This window comes from Streptomyces sp. NPDC048291 (assembly GCF_043201715.1).
Taxonomy (GTDB): Bacteria; Actinomycetota; Actinomycetes; order Streptomycetales; family Streptomycetaceae; genus Streptomyces.
Window position 1 is genome coordinate 251,217 of record NZ_JBICZC010000007.1, and the last position, 18,820, is coordinate 270,036.

The window sequence follows — 18,820 nt, forward strand, 5'->3', positions numbered from 1 at the left end:
GGTGCGCTTGTGTTGTTGTTCGTGGTGGTTGCCGTGGCCTCTGCCATGAGGTGAGGGCGGCGAGGTGGGGCGGCGGGGAACTGCGGTCGGCTCGTCGGCTGCGGGCCGGCGGGGGCCGGTCGCGCAGTTCCCCGCACCCCTGACGGGGCGCCTTCCCTGACGGGACTACCAGGCGAAGGCCTCCGGGGAGGGGCCCGGGCCCTGGAAGATCTCGTCGAGGCCTTCCAGGAGGTCCGTGCTCAGGTCGAGCTCGACGGCCCGCACGGCCGAGGACAGCTGTTCGGCGGTCCGGGGGCCGACGATCGGGCCGGTGACGCCCGGGCGCGTGAGCAGCCAGGCCAGGGCGGCCTCGCCGGGCTCCACGCCGTGCTTGTCCAGCAGGTCCTCGTAGGCCTGGACCTGGGCGCGGATGGTGGTGTTGGCGAGGGAGTCGGCGGCCCGGCCGCCGGCCCGGCGCCCGCCCTCGACCTCCTTCTTGAGCACGCCGCCGAGCAGCCCGCCGTGCAGCGGCGACCAGGGGATGACCCCGAGGCCGTACTCCTGCGCGGCCGGGATGACCTCCATCTCGGCGCGGCGCTCGGCGAGGTTGTAGAGGCACTGCTCGCTGACCAGCCCGATGGTCCCGCCGCGCCGGGCGGCGATCTCGTTGGCCTGGGCGATCTTGTAGCCGGGGAAGTTCGAGGAGCCGACGTAGAGGATCTTGCCCTGCGTGACGAGGGTGTCGATCGCCTGCCAGATCTCCTCGAAGGGGGTCCGCCGGTCGACGTGGTGGAACTGGTAGACGTCGATGTGGTCGGTCTGCAGCCGCTTCAGGCTGGCGTCGACCGCGCGCCGGATGTTCAGCGCGGAGAGCTTGTCGTGGTTGGGCCAGGCGTCGCCGTCGGCGGCCATGTTGCCGTACACCTTGGTGGCGAGCACCACCTTGTCGCGGTGGTCGGGGCTCTTGGCGAACCAGTTGCCGATGATCTCCTCGGTCCGCCCCTTGTTCTCACCCCACCCGTACACGTTGGCGGTGTCGAAGAAGTTGATGCCGGCGTCGAGGGCCGCGTCCATGATCGCGTGGCTGTCGGCCTCGTCGGTCTGCGGGCCGAAGTTCATGGTGCCGAGGACGAGTCGGCTGACCTTGAGTCCGGTACGTCCGAGCTGCGTGTACTTCATGGTCACCCAGCCAACGGCGTGGAGTGCGCTCTAAGCAAGGCCTGGGCGCCGCCTCGGACGCTCGGTCGCCTCGGTCTCCTCGTTCGCGGGGAAACCCGTCGGTCACTCCGCCGCGGCCGTGTACTCGTCGCCCAGGTCCCAGCCCTGCCACATCGCCTCCGCGAACGCCCCCGCGATCCGGTGCTCGCCGTTCGCGTTCGGGTGCGTGCCGTCGTAGGTGTCCGTGTGGATGTCGTACGACTCCGGCGGCGCGGCCATGAGGACCGGGGAGCGGGGCTCGTCGAGGTCGGCGGCGGCCTTCGCCAGGAGTTCGTTGAAGAGGGTCACCTGTTCCGCGAACGGCTCGTCCGTCGTCGCGCGGATGTTCGGGATCACCGGCAGGAGGACCAGGTGGATCCTCGCGTTGGCCTCCCGCGCCGCCGCGACGAAGGCCCGCGCGTTGGCCGCCGTCTGCTCCGCGTTGGTGTAGAAGCCCAGGTCGATCAGGCCGAGGGAGACGAGGAGGACGTCGGCGCGGCAGGAGCGCACCGCCTCCCCGATCAGCGGCGCCATGTGCAGCCAGCCCTCGCCCCAGCCGGCCAGGTGGGCGCGGGGGAAGCCGGGGTCGGCGTAGGCGTAGGAGGTGGGCGCCTCGGCCGGCTTGTCGTAGAGCGTCTCGCGCGGACCGACGAGCGTGAACGGGCCGCCGTACGTGGCGCACAGGTGCTGCCACATGCGGTACCGCCATGTGTGCTCGCCCGCGCTGCCGATCGTCATCGAGTCCCCGACGGGCATGAACCTGAGCATCCGCTCATGATGGACGATCAGCGGGAGCGGCGGGGTGTGAGGACCGACACGTCCGCCGTGTCCGGGCACAGCGCGGGATGGCAGGCTTGGGCCCATGCGTCCACGATCGCTCGCCCTCCTCGCCGGTGTCCTGCTCACGGGCGCCCTCGCCGCCGCACCCGCCGCGCCCGCATCCGCGGCCGACGGCACCGGCGACAAGGGGTTCACGATCACGGACCCGCGGATCGCCGAGTCCAGCGGACTCGCCGCCTCCCACCTGCACCCCGGCATCTACTGGACGCACAACGACAGCGGCGACGGCCCGTACATCTACGCCGTCGACAGCGCGACCGGGAAGACCGTCGCCAGGATCACGCTCAGCGGAGTCGGCACGCCCCGTGACGTCGAGGCCATCTCCATCGGCCCCGACAACCAGATCTACGTCGGCGACATCGGCGACAACCTCGACGGCAGCTGGCCGTACGTCTGGATCTACCGGCTGCCCGAGCCGAAGCGGCTGGTCGACCAGACCGTGCGGGCCACGCAGTACGTCGTCAAGTACTCGAACGGCGCCCGGAACGCCGAGTCGCTGATCGTGCACCCCAAGACGGGGCGGGTGTACATCATCGACAAGAAGGAGGACGGCGGGCATCTGTACGAGGGCCCGGCGACCCTGTCCTCGACTGGCACGAACATCTTCACGCCCGTCGCCGCCGTGGACCTCTGGGCCACCGACGCCGCCTTCTCGCCCGACGGCACGCAGCTCGCCGTACGCGGCTACTTCGGCGGCATCTACTACGACTGGAACGGCGGGAAGATCAAGCGCGAGGGCCGGCTCGACGTGCCGCTCCAGAAGCAGGGCGAGTCGATCACCTACTCCGCCGACGGCACCAAGCTCATGTACGGGAGCGAGGGCACCGACAGCCCGGTGCAGGCCGAGGACGTGCCGGGCGGGTCGGGCAAGGCCTCGCCGTCGGGCGGGAGCGGCTCGGCCGCCGGGAGCGGCGGCGGGAGTTCCCCGAGCGCCGGGGTGAAGGTCGGCGCCGTCGCGGTCGGGGTCGCCGTGCTCGCCCTCTTCGGGCTGCGGCGGCTGCGGCGCCCGTCCGCCCGCCGGCACTGACCCGCCGGCACTTACCGGCTGGCACTGACCCGCCGGACGGTCACGCCTCACCCTTCCGGCTCACCGGCCGGGCGGCCCCGCACCGGGCCGGGCAGGCTGGGAACCGTCCCGCGGGACGGGGCGGCAACGAGGCGGCACCGGGTCCCGCCGCACGGAACGGGAGTACCCATGCGCCGTAACACCCCGCGCCTGGCCGGGCACGTCTGCCTGCTCACGGCCGCCCTGGGCCTGACCGTCCCCGCCACCGCCGGCACCGCCACGGCAGGGCCCGCCCGGACGGCCCGGGCCGTGGCCGCGGCCCTCCCGCAGGTCCGCTCGGTGAGCCTGCCGATCAGGGGCACCTTCAAGGGCCCGCGCGAGAACATCGCCGTCACGGGCACCCTCGACGTCTCCGTCATCACCGTCCCGAGCGCCGCCGGCGGCGGCACCGCGCAGATCATCAGCAGCCTGGACGACACCTCCGGCACCGGCGACCCGAGCGGCGGCGCGTACGACGTCGTCGGCGCGCACCGGGACAGCCTGCCGTTCTCGGCGGCGGCGACCACGACGCTCAAGGTCAGGCCGCTCTTCCTGCTGCTCTCCCCCCTCGTGCCGCCCAACCCGGTCGTGCCGCCGAACCCGATCCGGCCGGTCACGGTCTCGGTCACCGTCGACAGCACCGGCGTGATCGGCGCCGTCACCGCGACGGTCGGCGACCCCGCGCCCTGAGCGGGACGGGCCGCCGGCCGTCACCCGGGCGGGGGACCGTGATGCCCGAAATGCGGCGTTCCGATGGGTGATACAGCAGGCTGTTCCTGCCGGTCGTCGACAGGGACGGCCGGACCACACCGCACCACGACGGCTGATGGAGCTGAGATGTCCTACGTGCCCGCCGACCTCCGCTACACCGACGACCACGAGTGGATCCGCACCGAGGCCGACGGCAGCATGACCGTCGGCATCACCGACCACGCCCAGAAGAACCTCGGCGACATCGTCTTCTTCGAACTGCCCGCGGTCGGCAGGAAGGTCGAGGCGGGCGACCCCATCGGCGTGGTGGAGTCGGTCAAGGCGGCGTCCGACCTCTACACCCCGGTCGACGGCGAGATCCTCGCGATCAACCAGGATGTCGTCGACACCCCCGAAGAGGTCAACGACAGCCCCTACGAGTCATGGCTCTTCAAGATCAAGATCAAGGGAACGCCGTCCAACGGGCTGCTCGACGCCAAGGCGTACCAGAAGCTTCTCGGCGGGGAGTAGAAAGCCCGAGGGGCGCCCGGTGTGTGGGTACACACCGGGCGCCCCTCGTCGTACGGGCCGCGCGTGCGGTCAGAGCTTCTCGATCACGTAGTCGACGCACTTCGTCAGCGCCTCGACGTCCGCCGGGTCGATCGCCGGGAACATCGCGATGCGCAGCTGGTTGCGGCCGAGCTTGCGGTAGGGCTCGGTGTCGACGATGCCGTTGGCGCGCAGCACCTTGGCGACGGCCGCCGCGTCGATCTCGTCGGCGAAGTCGACCGTGCCGATGACCTGCGAGCGCTGGGCCGGGTCGGTGACGAACGGGGTGGCGTACTTGCTCTCCTCGGCCCAGGTGTACAGGCGGGTCGAGGAGTCCTTCGTGCGGCCGGTCGAGAAGGCGAGGCCGCCCTGGCCGTTGAGCCACTCCAGCTGCTGGTCGAGCAGGAAGAGGGTGGCGAGGGCCGGGGTGTTGTACGTCTGGTTCTTGCGGGAGTTGTCGATCGCCGTGGGCAGGCTGAAGAACTCCGGGACGTGGCGGCCGGACGCGTGGATGCGCTCGGCACGCTCGATCGCGGCCGGGGAGAAGATCCCGATCCACAGGCCGCCGTCGGAGGCGAAGGACTTCTGCGGGGCGAAGTAGTAGACGTCGGTCTCGGCGACGTCGACCGGGAGGCCGCCGGCGCCGGAGGTGGCGTCCACGAGGACGAGCGCGCCCTCGTCGGCGCCCGCGACCCGCTTGATCGGCATGGCGACACCGGTCGAGGTCTCGTTGTGCGTGAACGCGTACACGTCGACGCCGGCCTCGGCCTGCGGCAGCGGGTGGGTGCCCGGCTCGGAGGCGATGACGGTGGGCTCGGCAAGCCACGGGGCGAGCTTGGCCGCCTTGGCGAACTTGGACGAGAACTCGCCGAAGTTCAGGTGCTGCGACTTGGCGTCGATCAGGCCGTGGGTGGCGACGTCCCAGAACGCGGTCGAGCCGCCGTTGCCGAGGACGACCTCGTAGCCGTCCGGGAGGGAGAACAGGGCGCTGATGCCCTCGCGGACCCGGCCGACCAGGTTCTTGACCGGGGCCTGGCGGTGGGAGGTGCCGAGCAGGGACGTACCGGTGGCGGCCAGCGCGTCCAGCGCCTCCACCCGCACCTTGGAGGGACCCGCGCCGAACCGACCGTCAGCGGGCTTGATGTCAGCAGGAATCTGGATGTCAGCCACGAGTCGGAGGGTAGCCGCTGGGCGAAACGGGACGGAACCGTGTCCGTTCGATGAGACGAGATCGCCAAGCCCTGGACTTGTGAGGTTGTACGACGATATCGGCGTGGCTGTGGAAAAGGGTCGGTGACTGTGCGTGATCGGATGCATTCTGGACGCATGACGGATCTGGCGGGACTTGAGACGGAACTGCGGGGTGCGGTCCGGGGTGAGGTCGGCTTCGACGTCACGTCCCGGGCGCTGGTCACCATGGACGCCTCCAACTACCGGCGGGTTCCGGCGGGGGTGGTGGCCCCGCGGGACGCCGACGACGTGGCGGCCGTCCTGGAGGTGTGCCGGGCGCGTGGCGTGCCGGTGGTGGCCCGCGGCGGCGGCACGTCGATCGCGGGCCAGGCGACGGGCACGGGCGTGGTCCTGGACTTCACCCGGCACATGAACCGATTGATCGGCCTCGACCCGGCCACCCGGACGGCCGTCGTCCAGCCGGGTCTGGTCCTCGACCGCCTCCAGGAGGCCGCCGCCCCGCACGGCCTGCGCTTCGGCCCCGACCCCTCCACGCACGGCCGCTGCACGCTCGGCGGGATGATCGGCAACAACTCCTGCGGCTCGCACAGCGTGGCCTGGGGGACCACGGCGGACAGCGTCCGGGAGCTGGAGGTGCTCACCGCGCGCGGGCGGCGGCTGCGGCCCGGGCGGGACTGGGCCGGGGCGCCGGAGGGCCTGCGGGCGCTGGTCGAGGGGGAGTTGGCGCGTCTGCGCACGGGCTTCCCCGACCTCCCCCGCCGCATCTCCGGCTACGCCCTGGACGCCCTGCTCCCCGAGAGAGGTGGGGACGTCGCCCGCTCCTTCTGCGGCAGCGAGGGCACGCTGGGGATCCTCACCCAGGCGACCGTAGGGCTCGTGGACGCGCCACGCGCGCGTGCGCTGGCGGTGCTCGGCTACGGCGACGAGAGCGCGGCGGCGGAGGCGGCGGCCGGGCTGCTGCCGTACGGCCCGCTCACCGTCGAGGGCATGGCGGCCGACCTGGTGCCGTCCCCGGCCGGACTGCCCCGGGGCGGCGCCTGGCTGTTCGTCGAGACGGGCGGCGAGACGGCGGCCGAGGCACGCGCGCGTGCGGAGACGATCGTCCGGGCCGCGGACGTCCTCGACGCCCTGGTCGTCACCGACACGGCCGGACAGCGCGCGCTGTGGCGCGTCCGCGAGGACGCCTCCGGCACGGCGACGCGGATGCCGGACGGCAGCGAGGCCTGGCCGGGCTGGGAGGACTGCGCGGTCCCCCCGGCCCGCCTGGGCGCCTACCTGCGGGACTTCCGCACCCTGCTCACGGCCCATCAGCTGCGCGGCACGCCCTACGGCCACTTCGGCGACGGCTGCATCCACGTCCGTATCGACTTCGACCTGCTGACCGAGGCGGGCGTGGCCCGCTTCCGCCGCTTCTCGGAAGAACTCGCGGACGTGGTGGTGGCCCACGGCGGCTCACTCTCCGGGGAGCACGGGGACGGCCAGGCCCGCGCGGAACTGCTCCCGAGGATGTACGGCGCGGAGATGGTGGCGCTGTTCGAGCGGGCGAAGGGAGTGTGGGACCCGGACGACCTCCTGAACCCGGGCATGCTGGTCCGGCCCGCCCCCCTGGACACGAACCTCCGCTTCGCGGTCCTCCCGCGCGAGCCGGTGCCCGTGGCCTTCGGCTACCCGTCCGACGGCGGCGACTTCTCGGCCGCGGTCCGCCGCTGCGTGGGCGTGGCGAAGTGCCGGACGACCGAGCCGTCCGGCGCGTCCGTCATGTGCCCGTCCTTCCGGGCCACGGGCGAGGAGGCGCACTCCACGCGCGGCCGGGCCCGGCTGCTGCACGAGATGCTGGCGGGCGAACTGGTCACCGACGGCTGGCGCTCGACGGAGGTCAGGGACGCCCTCGACCTCTGCCTGTCCTGCAAGGGCTGCCGGTCGGACTGCCCGGTCGGGGTGGACATGGCGACGTACAAGGCGGAGTTCCTGCACCACCACTACGCGGGCCGCAGGCGCCCGGCCGCGCACTACAGCATGGGGTGGCTGCCGAGATGGCTGCGCCTGGTGGCCCGCACGCGCACGGCGGCGGTCGTCAACGCGCTCGCTTCGGTACGGCCGCTGGCGGCACTGGCGAAACGCCTGGGCGGGATCGCACCGGAGCGCGGGCTCCCGCGGCTCGCGCGGGAGCCGTTCAGCCGGTGGGAGCGGCGCCGGCAGCGGGCGCGGCTGCGGGACTGGGCGGCCGAAGCGCGGAAGGGACGCCGACCGGACTTCCCGGGGCGGACGGCCTTCCTCTGGCCGGACACCTTCACGGAGTACCTGTCACCGGAGGTGGGCCGGGCCGCCGTACGGGTGCTGGAAGCGGCGGGAGTAGGAGTGGTACAGCTTCCGTCACGAGGGTGGAAGGCACGGCGAACGGCCGGCGGCCGGCCGGAGGGCTACGGCATGTCCGTGCTGAACCCCCGCCGCACCCGCGCCTGCTGCGGCCTCACCTACCTCTCGACGGGCCAACTGGACCGCGCCCGCGAGGTGCTCCGCCGGACGCTGGATCTGCTGGAGCCGTTCCTGCTGCTGCCGTCGGACGTCGACGTGGACAGCGAGTCGGACGCGGACCCGGAGTCGGTGCCGGACCCGGAGCCGGACTGGGACGGGGCCGGGGATGGGGACCCGGACCCGGACGCCGACCCCGACCCCGACCCCGACGACGATTTCCCGTACCCACCGCCGTTCGTCGTCCTGGAACCCAGCTGTGCCGCCGCCCTCCGCGCCGACCTGCCGGAGCTGCTCCCCGACGACCCCAGGGCCGCCCGCCTCGCCGCGAACGTCCTCACCTTCGCGGAGGCGCTGGAACGCCTGGCTCCCGGCTGGACCCCGCCCCGCCTGGACCGCTCGGTCACCGGTCAGACCCACTGCCACCAGCACGCGGTCCTCGGCGACACCCCCGACCGCCGTCTCCGCGAGGCCGCCGCCCTCACCGGCGACCTGGCCGGCGGCTGCTGCGGCCTGGCCGGCAACTTCGGCTTCGAGAAGGGGCACTACAAGGTGTCGAGGACGTGCGCGGAGGAACAGCTCCTGCCGGCGGTACGGGAGGCGGAACCCGGCACGGTGATCCTCGCCGACGGCTTCTCGTGCCGGACACAGCTGGAACAGCTGACCGGGGTACGGGGGAGACACCTGGCGGAGGTGCTGGCCCAGGGGCTGGACGGGGAGGGGAAGTGACGGGCGGCGAGACCGGGTTCGGCCGGGTGGCGGTGCTCTCCGACATCCACGGGGTGCTCCCGGCGCTGGAGGCGGTGCTGGCGGAGCCGGACGTGGCCGCGGCCGACCGGATCGTCCTCACCGGTGACATCACGGCGGGCCCGCAGCCGGCCGAGACGATCGACGTGCTGCGCGGCCTGGGCGACCGGGTGCTGTGGCTGTCGGGGAACGCCGACCGGGAACTGGTGGAGTACCGCAGGGGAGAGCGCACCGGGATCCCGGACCCGATAGGCCCGTTCGCGGCGGACGCGCTCCGGGACGACCAGGTCGACTTCCTCGCCGCCCTCCCGGGGACCGCCACCCTGACGGTCCGGGGCCTGGGCCGGGTCCTCTTCTGCCACGCGACGCCGCGCGACGACGAGGAGATCGTCCTGGTCGACTCGCCCCTGGACCGCTGGGCGGAGGTCCTCGCCCCCGTCGCACCCGACATCGGCACGGTCGTCTGCGGTCACACCCACATGCCCTACCTGCGCCTCGCCCACGGCCGTCTGGTCGTCAACCCCGGCAGCGTCGGCATGCCGTACGGCCGTGCGGGCGCCCACTGGTGCCTCCTCGGCCCCGGCACCGACCTGCGCGTCACGCCGTACGACATCCCGACGGCCGTCGCCCGGGTCGTGGCGGAGTGCGCCTATCCCGGCATCGAGGAATGGGCCGACTACTTCCTCCGGGCCCGGGCGTCGGACGGGGAGGCGCTCGGGGTGTTCGGGGCGCGCTAGCGGGCCGGGGCCCCGCGGGCGTCCGGGGACGCCGGTGCGCGCCGTCCCCGGACGCCGCCGACACGCCCTCGTGCTCTCGCGCGCCGAAACGATTCCCGGCGGGCGGGCGTCTGTTGTTCTTGATGCCGACGCCACCGGACCCGTCCGACGCTCCACCCGCCGTCCCACCCGAGGCCCTGTCCGCCGTCCCGTCCGGTGAGCGTCGTCAGTGAGACGTCGCCGACCTGCCCAGGAGCCCCGCCCATGACCGCAGCCCTCCGCCTCCGGCCCATCTCCCGTGCCGAACATCTCGCCTTCGCCGGGTCCCGCCCCTCCGTCAGCCATATGCAGCTGCCGTCCTGGGGCGACGTGAAACCCGACTGGGAGGCCGAGAGCCTCGGATGGTTCGACGGGGAGGGGCGGATCGTCGGGGCCGGGCTGGTGCTGCTGCGGGCGGTGCCCCGGGTGAAGCGGTATCTGGCGTACCTGCCGGAGGGGCCCGTCATCGACTGGCACGACCCGCAACTGGAGCGGTGGCTCGATCCGCTGCTGGCGTATCTGAAGGGGCGCGGGGCGTTCGCGGTGAAGATGGGCCCGCCGGTCGCCGTACGGCGGTGGAGCGCTGAGGCCGTGAAGGAGGCCATCGCCGATCCGGCCTCGCGGCGGCTGGGGGACGCCGAGCCGACGTCGTACGACGCCCTCGGCACCGGCCTCGCCGAGCGGCTGCGCCGGACCGGGTGGCGGCAGGCCGAGGCGGGCGGCGAGGAGGGGTTCGCGGCCGGGCAGCCCCGGTACGTGTTCCAGGTGCCGTTCGCTGGGCGGTCGTTGGAGGACATCCAGCGCGGGCTCAACCAGCAGTGGCGGCGCAACGTGAAGAAGGCGGAGAAGGCCGGGGTCAAGGTGGTGCGGGGCGGGTACGAGGACCTGCCGGCCTTCTACGGCCTGTACACGGAGACCGCCGAGCGCGACCGCTTCATCGCGCGCCCCCTCTCCTACTTCCAGCGCATGTGGACCGCGCTCACCGCCGAACACCCCGACCGCATGCGCCTCTACCTGGCGCACCACGAGGGCGACGTCCTCGCCGCGGCCACCATGCTCACCGTCGGTGACCACGTCTGGTACTCCTACGGCGCCTCCACCGGCCGCCGGCGCGAGGTCCAGCCCAACAACGCCATGCAGTGGCGGATGATGTGCGACGCCCACGAGCTCGGTGCCGCCGTATACGACTTCCGGGGCATCACCGACACCCTGGAGGAGTCCAACCACCTGCTGGGGCTGCTCCGCTTCAAGGTGGGCGCCGGCGGCGAGGCCGTCGAGTACGTGGGGGAGTGGGACTTCCCCCTCAACAAGCTGCTCCACAAGGCGTTCGACCTGTACCTGGCCCGGCGCTGAGGCCGGTCCCGCTCAGCTTCATAAGCTGGCTCTCAGGTTCATAAGAGAACTCTCAGGTTCGGGGTCGTTATACAGCTGTTACCCAGGTATTCACAGCACCTGTTTGCCGTTCGGAAGCCGACTTTGCCGTTGCTTGGGAACTGGGCCGTGTAAGTTTCTGGATGTCGGGCGGCGGGGATTGCCGAGGATGACGATCCAAAATCCCCGGACGTTGCCCCAAGAGAATTCTCGTACCATCCTGCACCACTTGCACTTCGAACTCTCAAGGAGTCGGAATGAGCCTCAAGAAGCTCGCCCCGCTGCCCCCCAAGCCCAAGAAGCAGCTGCCTCCCCCGCCGCCGCCGAAGCCCAAGAAGAAGGCTCCGAAGCCGGCTCCGAAGCCGATCCCCGGCGGCCAGGACAACTGAGCCGGCCGTAAAAAGGACCGACGGTTCGCCGTCGGTCCTTTTTCGCTCTTTTATTTCGGTGGTTCCGGCGTCGGAGAATGGAGGTAGTGAGAAATGCGTGTGAAGGGGAACGGAGACGCGGAATACGAATACGAAGTCGCCGACTCGAAATACGAGGTCGATGACGAGGAGTACGAGGACGACGAGGGCGAGGACACGCCCACCATCCCGGCCCGTGTCGCCTTCCGCCGCTTCTGGCCGCTGACCCGGGGGCTGCGCCGCTGGCTGGTGATCGTCTGGGTGTGCACGGTGATCGCCGCGCTCGCCGAGACCGAGGCCATCCTGCTCTTCAGCGACCTCACCGACCACGCCCTGCAGAAGGGCTCGCTCAGCGCCTTCTGGAGCCCGGCGACCAAATGGCTGGGCATCGCGATCGTCGGCGCGATCGTCGCGTACGCCGGCAACTCCCTGGCCGCCTGGGTCACCGAACGCTTCGTCATGCGGCTGCGCGAACACGTCTTCGACCACGTCCAGCAGCTGCCCCCGCACTTCTTCCAGCGCCACCGCCAGGGCGACCTGCTCTCCCGCCTGACCAGCGACGTCGAGGCCATCGAGACCATGGTCGTGTCCGGGCTCGTCGGCGCCGCGTCGGCCCTGTTCAGCGCCATCTTCTACGCGGCAGCCGCGTTCTGGCTGCGCTGGGACCTGGCCGCCGCCACCTTCGTCCTCGCGCCCCTGTTCTGGCTGGCCGCCCGCCGCTTCTCCGGCTCCATCAAGGACGTGTCCCGGGAGGGCCGGGTCGCCGACGGCGCGATCACCTCCGTCGTCGAGGAGTCCCTCGGCAACATCGTGCTGACGCAGGCGTACGACCGCCGCGACGCCGAGCGCCGGCGTCTGAACGAGGAGGCGAGCGCCTGGTTCCGCGCCTCCGTGCGTTCCACCCGCCTCAACGAGGCCTACGAACAGCTCGTCGCGGTCATCGAGACCGTCTGCGTCCTCGCCGTCATCGGGATCGGCGCCTGGGAGATCTCCACCGGCCGTATGACCCTCGGCCAGCTCCTCGCCTTCTCCGCCTTCCTCGGCTACCTCTACCCGCCCGTGCGCGGCCTGGCCCAGCTCGGCCTCACCGTCACCGCCGCCACGGCGGGCGCGGAACGGCTGATCGAGATCCTGGACGTGCGGCCCTCGGTCACCGACCCCCGCCGCGGCACCGGCACCGACGTCGGCCGCCCGGACGGCGCCGTCGAGGTCCGCGACGTCGGCTTCCGCTACCCCGGCGCCGACCGGACCGCCCTGGAGGGCCTCTCCTTCGCCGTCAGCCCCGGCGAACTCGTGATCATCACCGGCCCCAGCGGCGCCGGCAAGTCCACCGTCTCCAAGATGCTGCTCCGCTTCTACGACCCGGACAGCGGCGAGATCCTCCTCGACGGCGTCCCGATCCGCGACTTCCCGCTGGCCCGGCTGCGCGAGTACGTCACCCTGCTCCCCCAGGAGACCCTCGTCCTGCACGACACCGTCCGCGCCAACATCGCCTGCGGCCGTCCCGGCGCCAGCGACCAGGCCATCGAGGACGCCGCGAAGGCCGCCGACGCCCACGACTTCATCGTCAGACTCCCCGACGGTTACGACACCAGGGTCGACCCCAACTCCGCCCGGCTCTCCGGCGGTCAGCTCCAGCGTCTGGCCATCGCCCGCGCCATCCTGCGCGACGCCCCCGTCCTCGTCCTCGACGAGCCGACCACCGGCCTGGACGCGATGGCCGCCCGCCGGGTCGTCAAACCGCTGCGCCGCCTGATGGCCGGCCGCACCACCATCATGATCACCCACGACCTCAACCTCGCCCCGGACGCCGACCGCATCCTCGTCGTCGACCGCGGCCGCATCGTCGAAACCGGCCGCCACGACGAACTCCTCGCCCGCGGCGGCGCCTACTCCCGCCTCCACCGCTCCCAGAACAACGCGGTCATGGACACCGGCGAACTGCGCCTGCCGCTGTTCATGGAACAGGGCGGCGTGGTCCCGGCACCGGCGGCGGCAGAGGCCGTGGGGGTGGGAGCGGGGGCGCCCCAGGGCGACGCGTACGCGTACCAGCAGCCGTACGGGAACATGTACGACTACAACGTGTACGCGGCGGCGGGGCTATGGCCGCAGCCCATGTACGAGCCTCATGCGGAGGTCCACATGGAGGCCGCCCACATGGAGGCCGCCCACATGGATGTCGGCTACGGGGCGGATGTGCCCACCACCCTCCCCGACGGCCGCCCGCTCTTCCGCGACGAGGAGCCCTGGCCGGGTATCTGAGCCGCCGGGCCGGTGAGCACTTGTCAGGAAAGAGAGCGCCTTGACCATAGTTGGTCGCCTTTTGGCCTTGCTTTGGTTGCCATTTTTTCACCTGCGTTCACCTGAGCTACACATCGTGTCGTGACCATGATCAATGCCCTGGTTCGGGGTCCGGCTTCGGCCGAACCCTCCTGGGCTGCCAAGTGGGCGACGGGGGGCCGGTTGCCGCAGGCGGGGGATGTGGTCATGCCGTGACACGTGTCGGTCTCGCGCGCCCTGGAGGCCGGTGGGTGACGGGAGAGGTTCTCCGCGCCTGAACGGGCCTTCTGTCCGCCTCCGTCACGGAGAAGGACAGTCCTTTGCGATTCAGACGTCTGTACAGACACTTCCAACGCCCTCCCACGGCCGAGCACCCGGCGGGTGCCTCGCCCGGCGGCAGGCTCGCGCGGCGACGCCGCGTCAACGGCTCCCTCGTTCCGCTGGTGGTCGCCACCGCGGTTCTCGGAGGACTGCTGGGCGGCAGCCCCGCACCGACGGGGGCCGCCATGACGAACGTGGCGGACAGCTACGACGGGTTCGACGCCGCGGCGGCCGAGCAACTGCGCCAGGACCAGTGCCTGATGGCCGACGCGCTGCGGATCGGCGGCACCTCCACGGTGCCGCTGGCACAGAACGCGCTGAACCAGACCGCCGATCAACTCCACACCGCCGCCAACCGCGAGTACTGGGACGACACACCGCTGTCGACCGCGTTCCAGCAGGACCGGGACACCATCGACGCGGCGAGCGACGTGCTGCCCACCCGGCTCGCGGCCTGGCAGACACCGCTCAAGGGCCTCTCCTTCCCCGGCAACTTCGCCACCGACGCCGAGTTCTACTGGCCGCCGGGCGTCCCCGCCACCACCGACGACTTCTTCGACCAGGTGGGCTACGGGAAGTGGCTCGGCGAGCAGTGGTGGAAGACCGAGGGCGACCTCTACAAGGACCCCACCGCGCAGGCCGACGACGCCACCCTCCAGGCGGTGAAGGATCTTGGTACACCCCTGTACGGGACCGTCGACCCGACGCTGCCCACGCAGCAGTGGCAGCAGGCCTATGCCGAGCACGAGGCGTTCGAAAAGCTGGTCAGCGACTACTACGGGACCGGTGCCGACGACGCCCGGATGTTCCTGTCCTCCGGCGGTTTCCCGCGTACCGCAGCGGAACCGGGCAGCCTGGAGTTCCGGATCGCCGTCGAGGACCTGAAGTCCCGGTTCGCGGCCTGCGCCTGGCGCAACCCGATCGACCCGAACAAGGTCCTGGGGCAGGAGGTCGCCACCGCGTCGGCGGAGTGGCAGCAGGAACTGGCCGCCCAGGCCACCCAGCGCAACCAGATCCTCGACGCGAACACCTCCGCGACCAAGGCGCTCACCACGACCGCGCAGGCGCTCGGTGAGATGCTCGGCCAGTCCTGGATCGCCGACCACCTGGCCCGATGGCAGGACTACTGGTCCGCCGGGGGTGCCGGCTGGATCGGGGACAGCCCGATGGCCATCCACGTCCACGGGTCGTCCGACAAGTGCCTTGAGGTCGGCGGTAATTCGACCGCCAACGCCGCCATCGTGCAGATCTACACCTGCAACGGCAACGCGAACCAGCAGTGGCAGATCTCCGGCGACACACTGGTCAACGTCAACTCCGGCAAGTGCCTGGTGCCGAAAGCCTCCGCGAGCGCGGACGGCACGGCGATGGTGCAGGGCTCCTGCACCGTCACCAGCACCAGTGCCAACCGTTGGCAGTACAACCCGCACGCCACCACGCCGCTGACGAACCTCGCCAACGGCAAGTGCCTGAACCTCGCGTCCTACACCAACAGCCAGGACGCCACCCTGGCGACCTGCTCCGGCAGCGCCTTCCAGAAGCTGGACATCGTCCCTGTCGGGCACAACGGCACCGACGACCTCGACTACCCGACCTCGGCCCAGTTCCTCCAGGCCACCAAGGGCATCGCCGCCGCCCAGTCCGCCGCGCAGACCCAGCTGACGCTGATCCAGAAGCAGGCGCAGACCGCCACCTCCGCCGTCACCAGCACCGACACCTCGCTCAACGCCGCCTACACGATCGCCGACCAGGCGGGCGCGCCACGGGGCCGGGGTCTGCTGGTCGGTCTGCAGAAGGCACAGGTGACCAAGGCGTCGTCGGCCGCGATCAACGCGATGCAGGCCGCCGCCCAGACCGCGCTCTCGGCGACCAAGGCGTCCGCGGCCGACAGCGCGACCATCGCCGCCCGCGCCGTGACCCAGGGCGCGGCCTCGACGGCGGCGTTCCGCAACGCGGCCGCCGAGGCGGCGAAGGAGCAGGCGAAGGCCGCCGCCGACGCCGCCGCGGCCCAGGCTGGCAACGCCAAGGCCGCCCGCGACACGGCCAAGGCCAAGCTGGCCGTGGCCGTACAGGCGGAGACGGACGCGAAGGCCGCCGCGGCCACCGCGCACGCCCGCCGCCTCGACGCGGAGGCCGAGGAGGCCACCGCCAAGGCGGAGAAGGAGACCGCCGCCCAGAAGCAGGCGGAGGCCGCCGAGCACAAGACCAAAGCCCAGGGCTACGCGAGCCAGGCGGAGGACGCCAAGGACAGGGCCGAAGCGGCCGACGCCACCGCCACCGAGAAGCGGCAGGCGGCCGAGACCGCGTCCGACAACGCGAAGGACCTGCGCGACAAGGCCTGGGACGCCAAGCAGAAGGCGGACGCCGCTCGCGCGAAGTCGTACGCCAAGGACACCTACGCGGAGGCACACGAGTCCGACGATCAGGCCCAGTCGTCCAGGCAGGCCGCGGACGCCGCGGACGCCGCGGCCGACGACGCGGAGAGTGCCGCAGACTCGGCCCGCTCGGAGGCGGACGCGGCCACCCAGGCCGCGGCCGACGCCGACGCGGCCGCCACCCGCGCGGAGGCCGCGGCCAAGCGGGCCCACGCCGACGCGAACGCCGCAAAGGCTGCCAAGGAGGACGCGGACGCCGCCGTCGCCACCGCGACCAGCGCCGCCGCCGACGCCATCGCCGCGTCCAAGACCGCCGCCACGGCCGCCAGTGCCGCGGTGAAACTCGCCGACGAAGCAGAGGGGCACGCCGCCGACGCCAAGTCGCAGGCCGACGCGGCCAACACGGCCGCCCAGACCGCGATCGCCGGCGCCAACGTCGCCTCCGGGCACGCCTACGCCGCCTCCCAGGCCGCCGTCGACGCAGGCAACGCCGCCCGCCAGGTGGCCGCTCCCGCCAACGACGCCGTCCAGCTCGGCGCCCCCTATGTCACCACCGACTCCGCCGCCGGCCTCGCCGTCCTGACCGGGCAGTCCAGCAAGACGATCGCCGAGCAGCAGCAGGCCGTCGCCGAGGCCCACGCCCAGAACGCCCAGGAGGCCGCCGCCCAGGCGACGAGCACCGCCAACGCGGCCACCGGCGACGCCAAGGCCGCGTACACCCTCGCCGCCGAAGCCGCCGGATACGCGGCCGACGCCCGCGCCTCCGCGAAGCAGGCCCTGGACTACTCCGCCGAAGCCGCCGGATACGCCTCCCAGGCCGCCCAGTCCCTCGCCCGCACCATCGCCTACGACCAGCAGGCCACCGACGACGCCAAGGCCGCCGACGACGCGGCCGGCCGCGCCGACGGCTACGCCACCCAGGCCCGCGACTCCGCCGATGCCGCCGCCCTCGACGCCCAGGCCGCCCGCGACGCCGCCAGCCAGGCGGAACAGGCGGCCACGGACGCCCGGGCCGCCGCCAAGGACGCCGACGCCCAGGCCACCGCAGCCGAAGAAGCCGCCAAGGATGCCCAGAAGTACGCCGAATCCGCCCAGCAGGCGGCCGAGGAGGCGGCCGCCGCCCAGGCCAACCAGCAGGTCGGCACCGGCGCCGGAACGGGCGTCGGCGGCACCTTCTACGTCATCGACAAGGACACCCTCAACGTCACGGACGTCAAGCAGGACAAGCCCTGTGAGATCCCCCCGGGGTTCGGCACCAGCTGCACGGTGACCTTCACCTACACGTTCGACGTGTCGGTCGACTTCTACCTGTGCCTCAACCCCGACGTGCCCGCGACCGCGGCCGGCTGCCCCGACGAGGACACCCTGTTCCTCAAGTCCGAACAGCTCAAGGGCCTGACGAAGGACGACACCAAGACCTTCACCCAGCTCGACATCCTCAAGGGCCTGCTGCACACCTACCAGACCATCGGCAAGGAGATCCTCGTCCAGGACTTCGTGGACTGCTGGCACGGCAGTGCCAGCGGCTGTGCCTGGGCCGCCTCCAACTTCGTCCCCGGCAAGACCCTGGAGAAGATCGCCGAGGGGATCAGGGCCCTCGACGTGGCAATGCGGGCCGGCACCGGCATCCGTGAGGCGTTCGACGCCCTGAAGGTCATCGACGGCATCGACCCCACGATGCTGAAGCACATCGAGGACACCGTCGAAGAACTCGAAGACGTCATCTCGGTCTGCACCAAGGACAGCTTCCCGGCAGGCACGGGCGTGGTGCTGGCCGACGGCTCCGTCAAGAACATCCACGCGGTCCGCAGCGGCGACCTCCTGCGCACCACGGATCCGGTCACCGGCCGGACCGTCATCGAGCCGGTGATCTCCACCCACCGGCACGACACCTCCGCACTCACGGACATCACCGTCGGCGGCGCGCTGGTCACCAGCACGGCAGGCCACCGCTTCTACGTCGACGGCCGAGGCTGGACGGCGGTGTCGGACCTGCGCGTCGGGGATCTGCTCCGGGCACCCGACGGTTCGCTCAGCCCCGTGACCGCCCTGCGCGAGCACGGCGTCCTGGCGCCCCGCGAGGTGTACGACCTCACCGTTCAAGGCACGCACACCTTCTACGTCCGTGCCGAGGGACCCTGGTCCCGGGACGTCCTCGTCCACAACTGCACCGACATCATCGGGGACGAGGGCCTGGAGGGCGCGCACACCATCACGGACCACGTCGACAAGTCGGACCAGCAGATGGCGGACAAGGCGGTGGCAGAGAAGAGCGGTGTCGCCACCCGATGGACCGACACGGCGACGGCCGCCGAAGCGGTCGACAAGGCCATCACTGCCTGGTCGAAGAAGAACGCCGTCCAGTTGGAGAACTGGGTGACCAGGCAGGCGCAGCGTCGGGGGAAGAAACTGGCACTGGAGAACAAGACGTTCACCTGGGACGTGCGGGACATGGGCCCCTCGCTGGGGAAGGTCTGGGTACGCAACGGTGTCCAGGGGGCGGCCACCGGGACCAAGGTGGTCGTCACCCTCAAATACATTGGTAAGGTCCCGGGCCACCCGAAGAAGTGGGTTGTCTACACCGCCTATCCGGAGGGGTGA

At 71.7% G+C, this 18,820-nt stretch carries 12 protein-coding genes; 9 read left to right on the top strand and 3 right to left on the bottom strand.

The window, feature by feature from the left end:
• Positions 1 to 165 precede the first annotated feature (165 nt).
• Together ACGF5O_RS20665 and ACGF5O_RS20670 are read right to left on the bottom strand one after the other, a co-directional pair.
• Positions 166 to 1,158 (bottom strand): aldo/keto reductase, encoded by a 993-nt coding sequence (locus ACGF5O_RS20665; RefSeq protein ID WP_393811300.1) that lies wholly within the window; start codon positions 1,156 to 1,158, stop codon positions 166 to 168.
• 102 nt (positions 1,159 to 1,260) lie between these two features.
• Positions 1,261 to 1,944, bottom strand: a complete 684-nt coding sequence (locus ACGF5O_RS20670; protein WP_393811301.1) for a GDSL-type esterase/lipase family protein — start codon at positions 1,942 to 1,944, stop codon at positions 1,261 to 1,263.
• A gap of 94 nt (positions 1,945 to 2,038) precedes the next feature.
• On the opposite strand from ACGF5O_RS20670, the gene ACGF5O_RS20675 reads away from it, so the two are divergent.
• The 3 genes from ACGF5O_RS20675 to gcvH all read left to right on the top strand — a co-directional run bounded on the left by ACGF5O_RS20675 (position 2,039) and on the right by gcvH (position 4,282).
• Positions 2,039 to 3,043, top strand: a complete 1,005-nt coding sequence (locus ACGF5O_RS20675) for a WD40 repeat domain-containing protein (protein ID WP_393811302.1) — start codon at positions 2,039 to 2,041, stop codon at positions 3,041 to 3,043.
• A gap of 168 nt (positions 3,044 to 3,211) precedes the next feature.
• Positions 3,212 to 3,751, top strand: coding sequence for a hypothetical protein (locus ACGF5O_RS20680; RefSeq protein WP_393811303.1), 540 nt, complete (start codon positions 3,212 to 3,214; stop codon positions 3,749 to 3,751).
• A 147-nt stretch (positions 3,752 to 3,898) separates the two neighbouring features.
• Positions 3,899 to 4,282, top strand: a complete 384-nt coding sequence (gene gcvH, locus ACGF5O_RS20685) for a glycine cleavage system protein GcvH (RefSeq protein WP_393811304.1) — start codon at positions 3,899 to 3,901, stop codon at positions 4,280 to 4,282.
• Between the two features lie 69 nt (positions 4,283 to 4,351).
• On the opposite strand, the gene serC is transcribed toward gcvH, so the two are convergent.
• A complete protein-coding gene (gene serC, locus ACGF5O_RS20690) occupies positions 4,352 to 5,470 on the bottom strand; it encodes a phosphoserine transaminase (RefSeq protein ID WP_393811305.1) in 1,119 nt (372 codons plus the stop codon).
• A 156-nt stretch (positions 5,471 to 5,626) separates the two neighbouring features.
• Here serC and ACGF5O_RS20695 point away from each other — a divergent pair, with 156 nt between their 5' ends.
• From ACGF5O_RS20695 to ACGF5O_RS20720, 6 genes are all read left to right on the top strand, one after another.
• Positions 5,627 to 8,692 (top strand): FAD-binding and (Fe-S)-binding domain-containing protein, encoded by a 3,066-nt coding sequence (locus tag ACGF5O_RS20695; protein ID WP_393811306.1) that lies wholly within the window; start codon positions 5,627 to 5,629, stop codon positions 8,690 to 8,692.
• Positions 8,689 to 9,447 carry a metallophosphoesterase family protein gene (locus ACGF5O_RS20700; RefSeq protein WP_393811307.1) on the top strand — a complete coding sequence of 253 codons (759 nt, stop codon included), beginning with the start codon at positions 8,689 to 8,691 and terminating at the stop codon, positions 9,445 to 9,447. The genes ACGF5O_RS20695 and ACGF5O_RS20700 overlap by 4 nt, the downstream gene beginning before the upstream one ends.
• Before the next feature lie 243 nt (positions 9,448 to 9,690).
• Positions 9,691 to 10,818 carry a lipid II:glycine glycyltransferase FemX gene (locus tag ACGF5O_RS20705; protein ID WP_393811308.1) on the top strand — a complete coding sequence of 376 codons (1,128 nt, stop codon included), beginning with the start codon at positions 9,691 to 9,693 and terminating at the stop codon, positions 10,816 to 10,818.
• A gap of 275 nt (positions 10,819 to 11,093) precedes the next feature.
• Entirely contained in the window at positions 11,094 to 11,225 is a 132-nt protein-coding gene (locus tag ACGF5O_RS20710; RefSeq protein ID WP_352356046.1) for a hypothetical protein, read from the top strand.
• A 93-nt stretch (positions 11,226 to 11,318) separates the two neighbouring features.
• On the top strand, positions 11,319 to 13,505 hold the full coding sequence (locus ACGF5O_RS20715; protein WP_393811309.1) for an ABC transporter ATP-binding protein: 2,187 nt from the start codon (positions 11,319 to 11,321) through the stop codon (positions 13,503 to 13,505).
• Between the two features lie 524 nt (positions 13,506 to 14,029).
• On the top strand, positions 14,030 to 18,820 hold the full coding sequence (locus ACGF5O_RS20720) for an RNase A-like domain-containing protein (RefSeq protein WP_393811310.1): 4,791 nt from the start codon (positions 14,030 to 14,032) through the stop codon (positions 18,818 to 18,820).

Coding starts and splice junctions, on each gene's coding strand:
- ACGF5O_RS20665 (WP_393811300.1), bottom strand. CDS start 1,158: ATGAAGTACACGCAGCTCGGACGTACCGGACTCAAGGTCAGCCGACTC.
- ACGF5O_RS20670 (WP_393811301.1), bottom strand. CDS start 1,944: ATGCTCAGGTTCATGCCCGTCGGGGACTCGATGACGATCGGCAGCGCG.
- ACGF5O_RS20675 (WP_393811302.1), top strand. CDS start 2,039: ATGCGTCCACGATCGCTCGCCCTCCTCGCCGGTGTCCTGCTCACGGGC.
- ACGF5O_RS20680 (WP_393811303.1), top strand. CDS start 3,212: ATGCGCCGTAACACCCCGCGCCTGGCCGGGCACGTCTGCCTGCTCACG.
- gcvH (WP_393811304.1), top strand. CDS start 3,899: ATGTCCTACGTGCCCGCCGACCTCCGCTACACCGACGACCACGAGTGG.
- ACGF5O_RS20695 (WP_393811306.1), top strand. CDS start 5,627: ATGACGGATCTGGCGGGACTTGAGACGGAACTGCGGGGTGCGGTCCGG.
- ACGF5O_RS20705 (WP_393811308.1), top strand. CDS start 9,691: ATGACCGCAGCCCTCCGCCTCCGGCCCATCTCCCGTGCCGAACATCTC.
- ACGF5O_RS20710 (WP_352356046.1), top strand. CDS start 11,094: ATGAGCCTCAAGAAGCTCGCCCCGCTGCCCCCCAAGCCCAAGAAGCAG.
- ACGF5O_RS20715 (WP_393811309.1), top strand. CDS start 11,319: ATGCGTGTGAAGGGGAACGGAGACGCGGAATACGAATACGAAGTCGCC.
- ACGF5O_RS20720 (WP_393811310.1), top strand. CDS start 14,030: ATGACGAACGTGGCGGACAGCTACGACGGGTTCGACGCCGCGGCGGCC.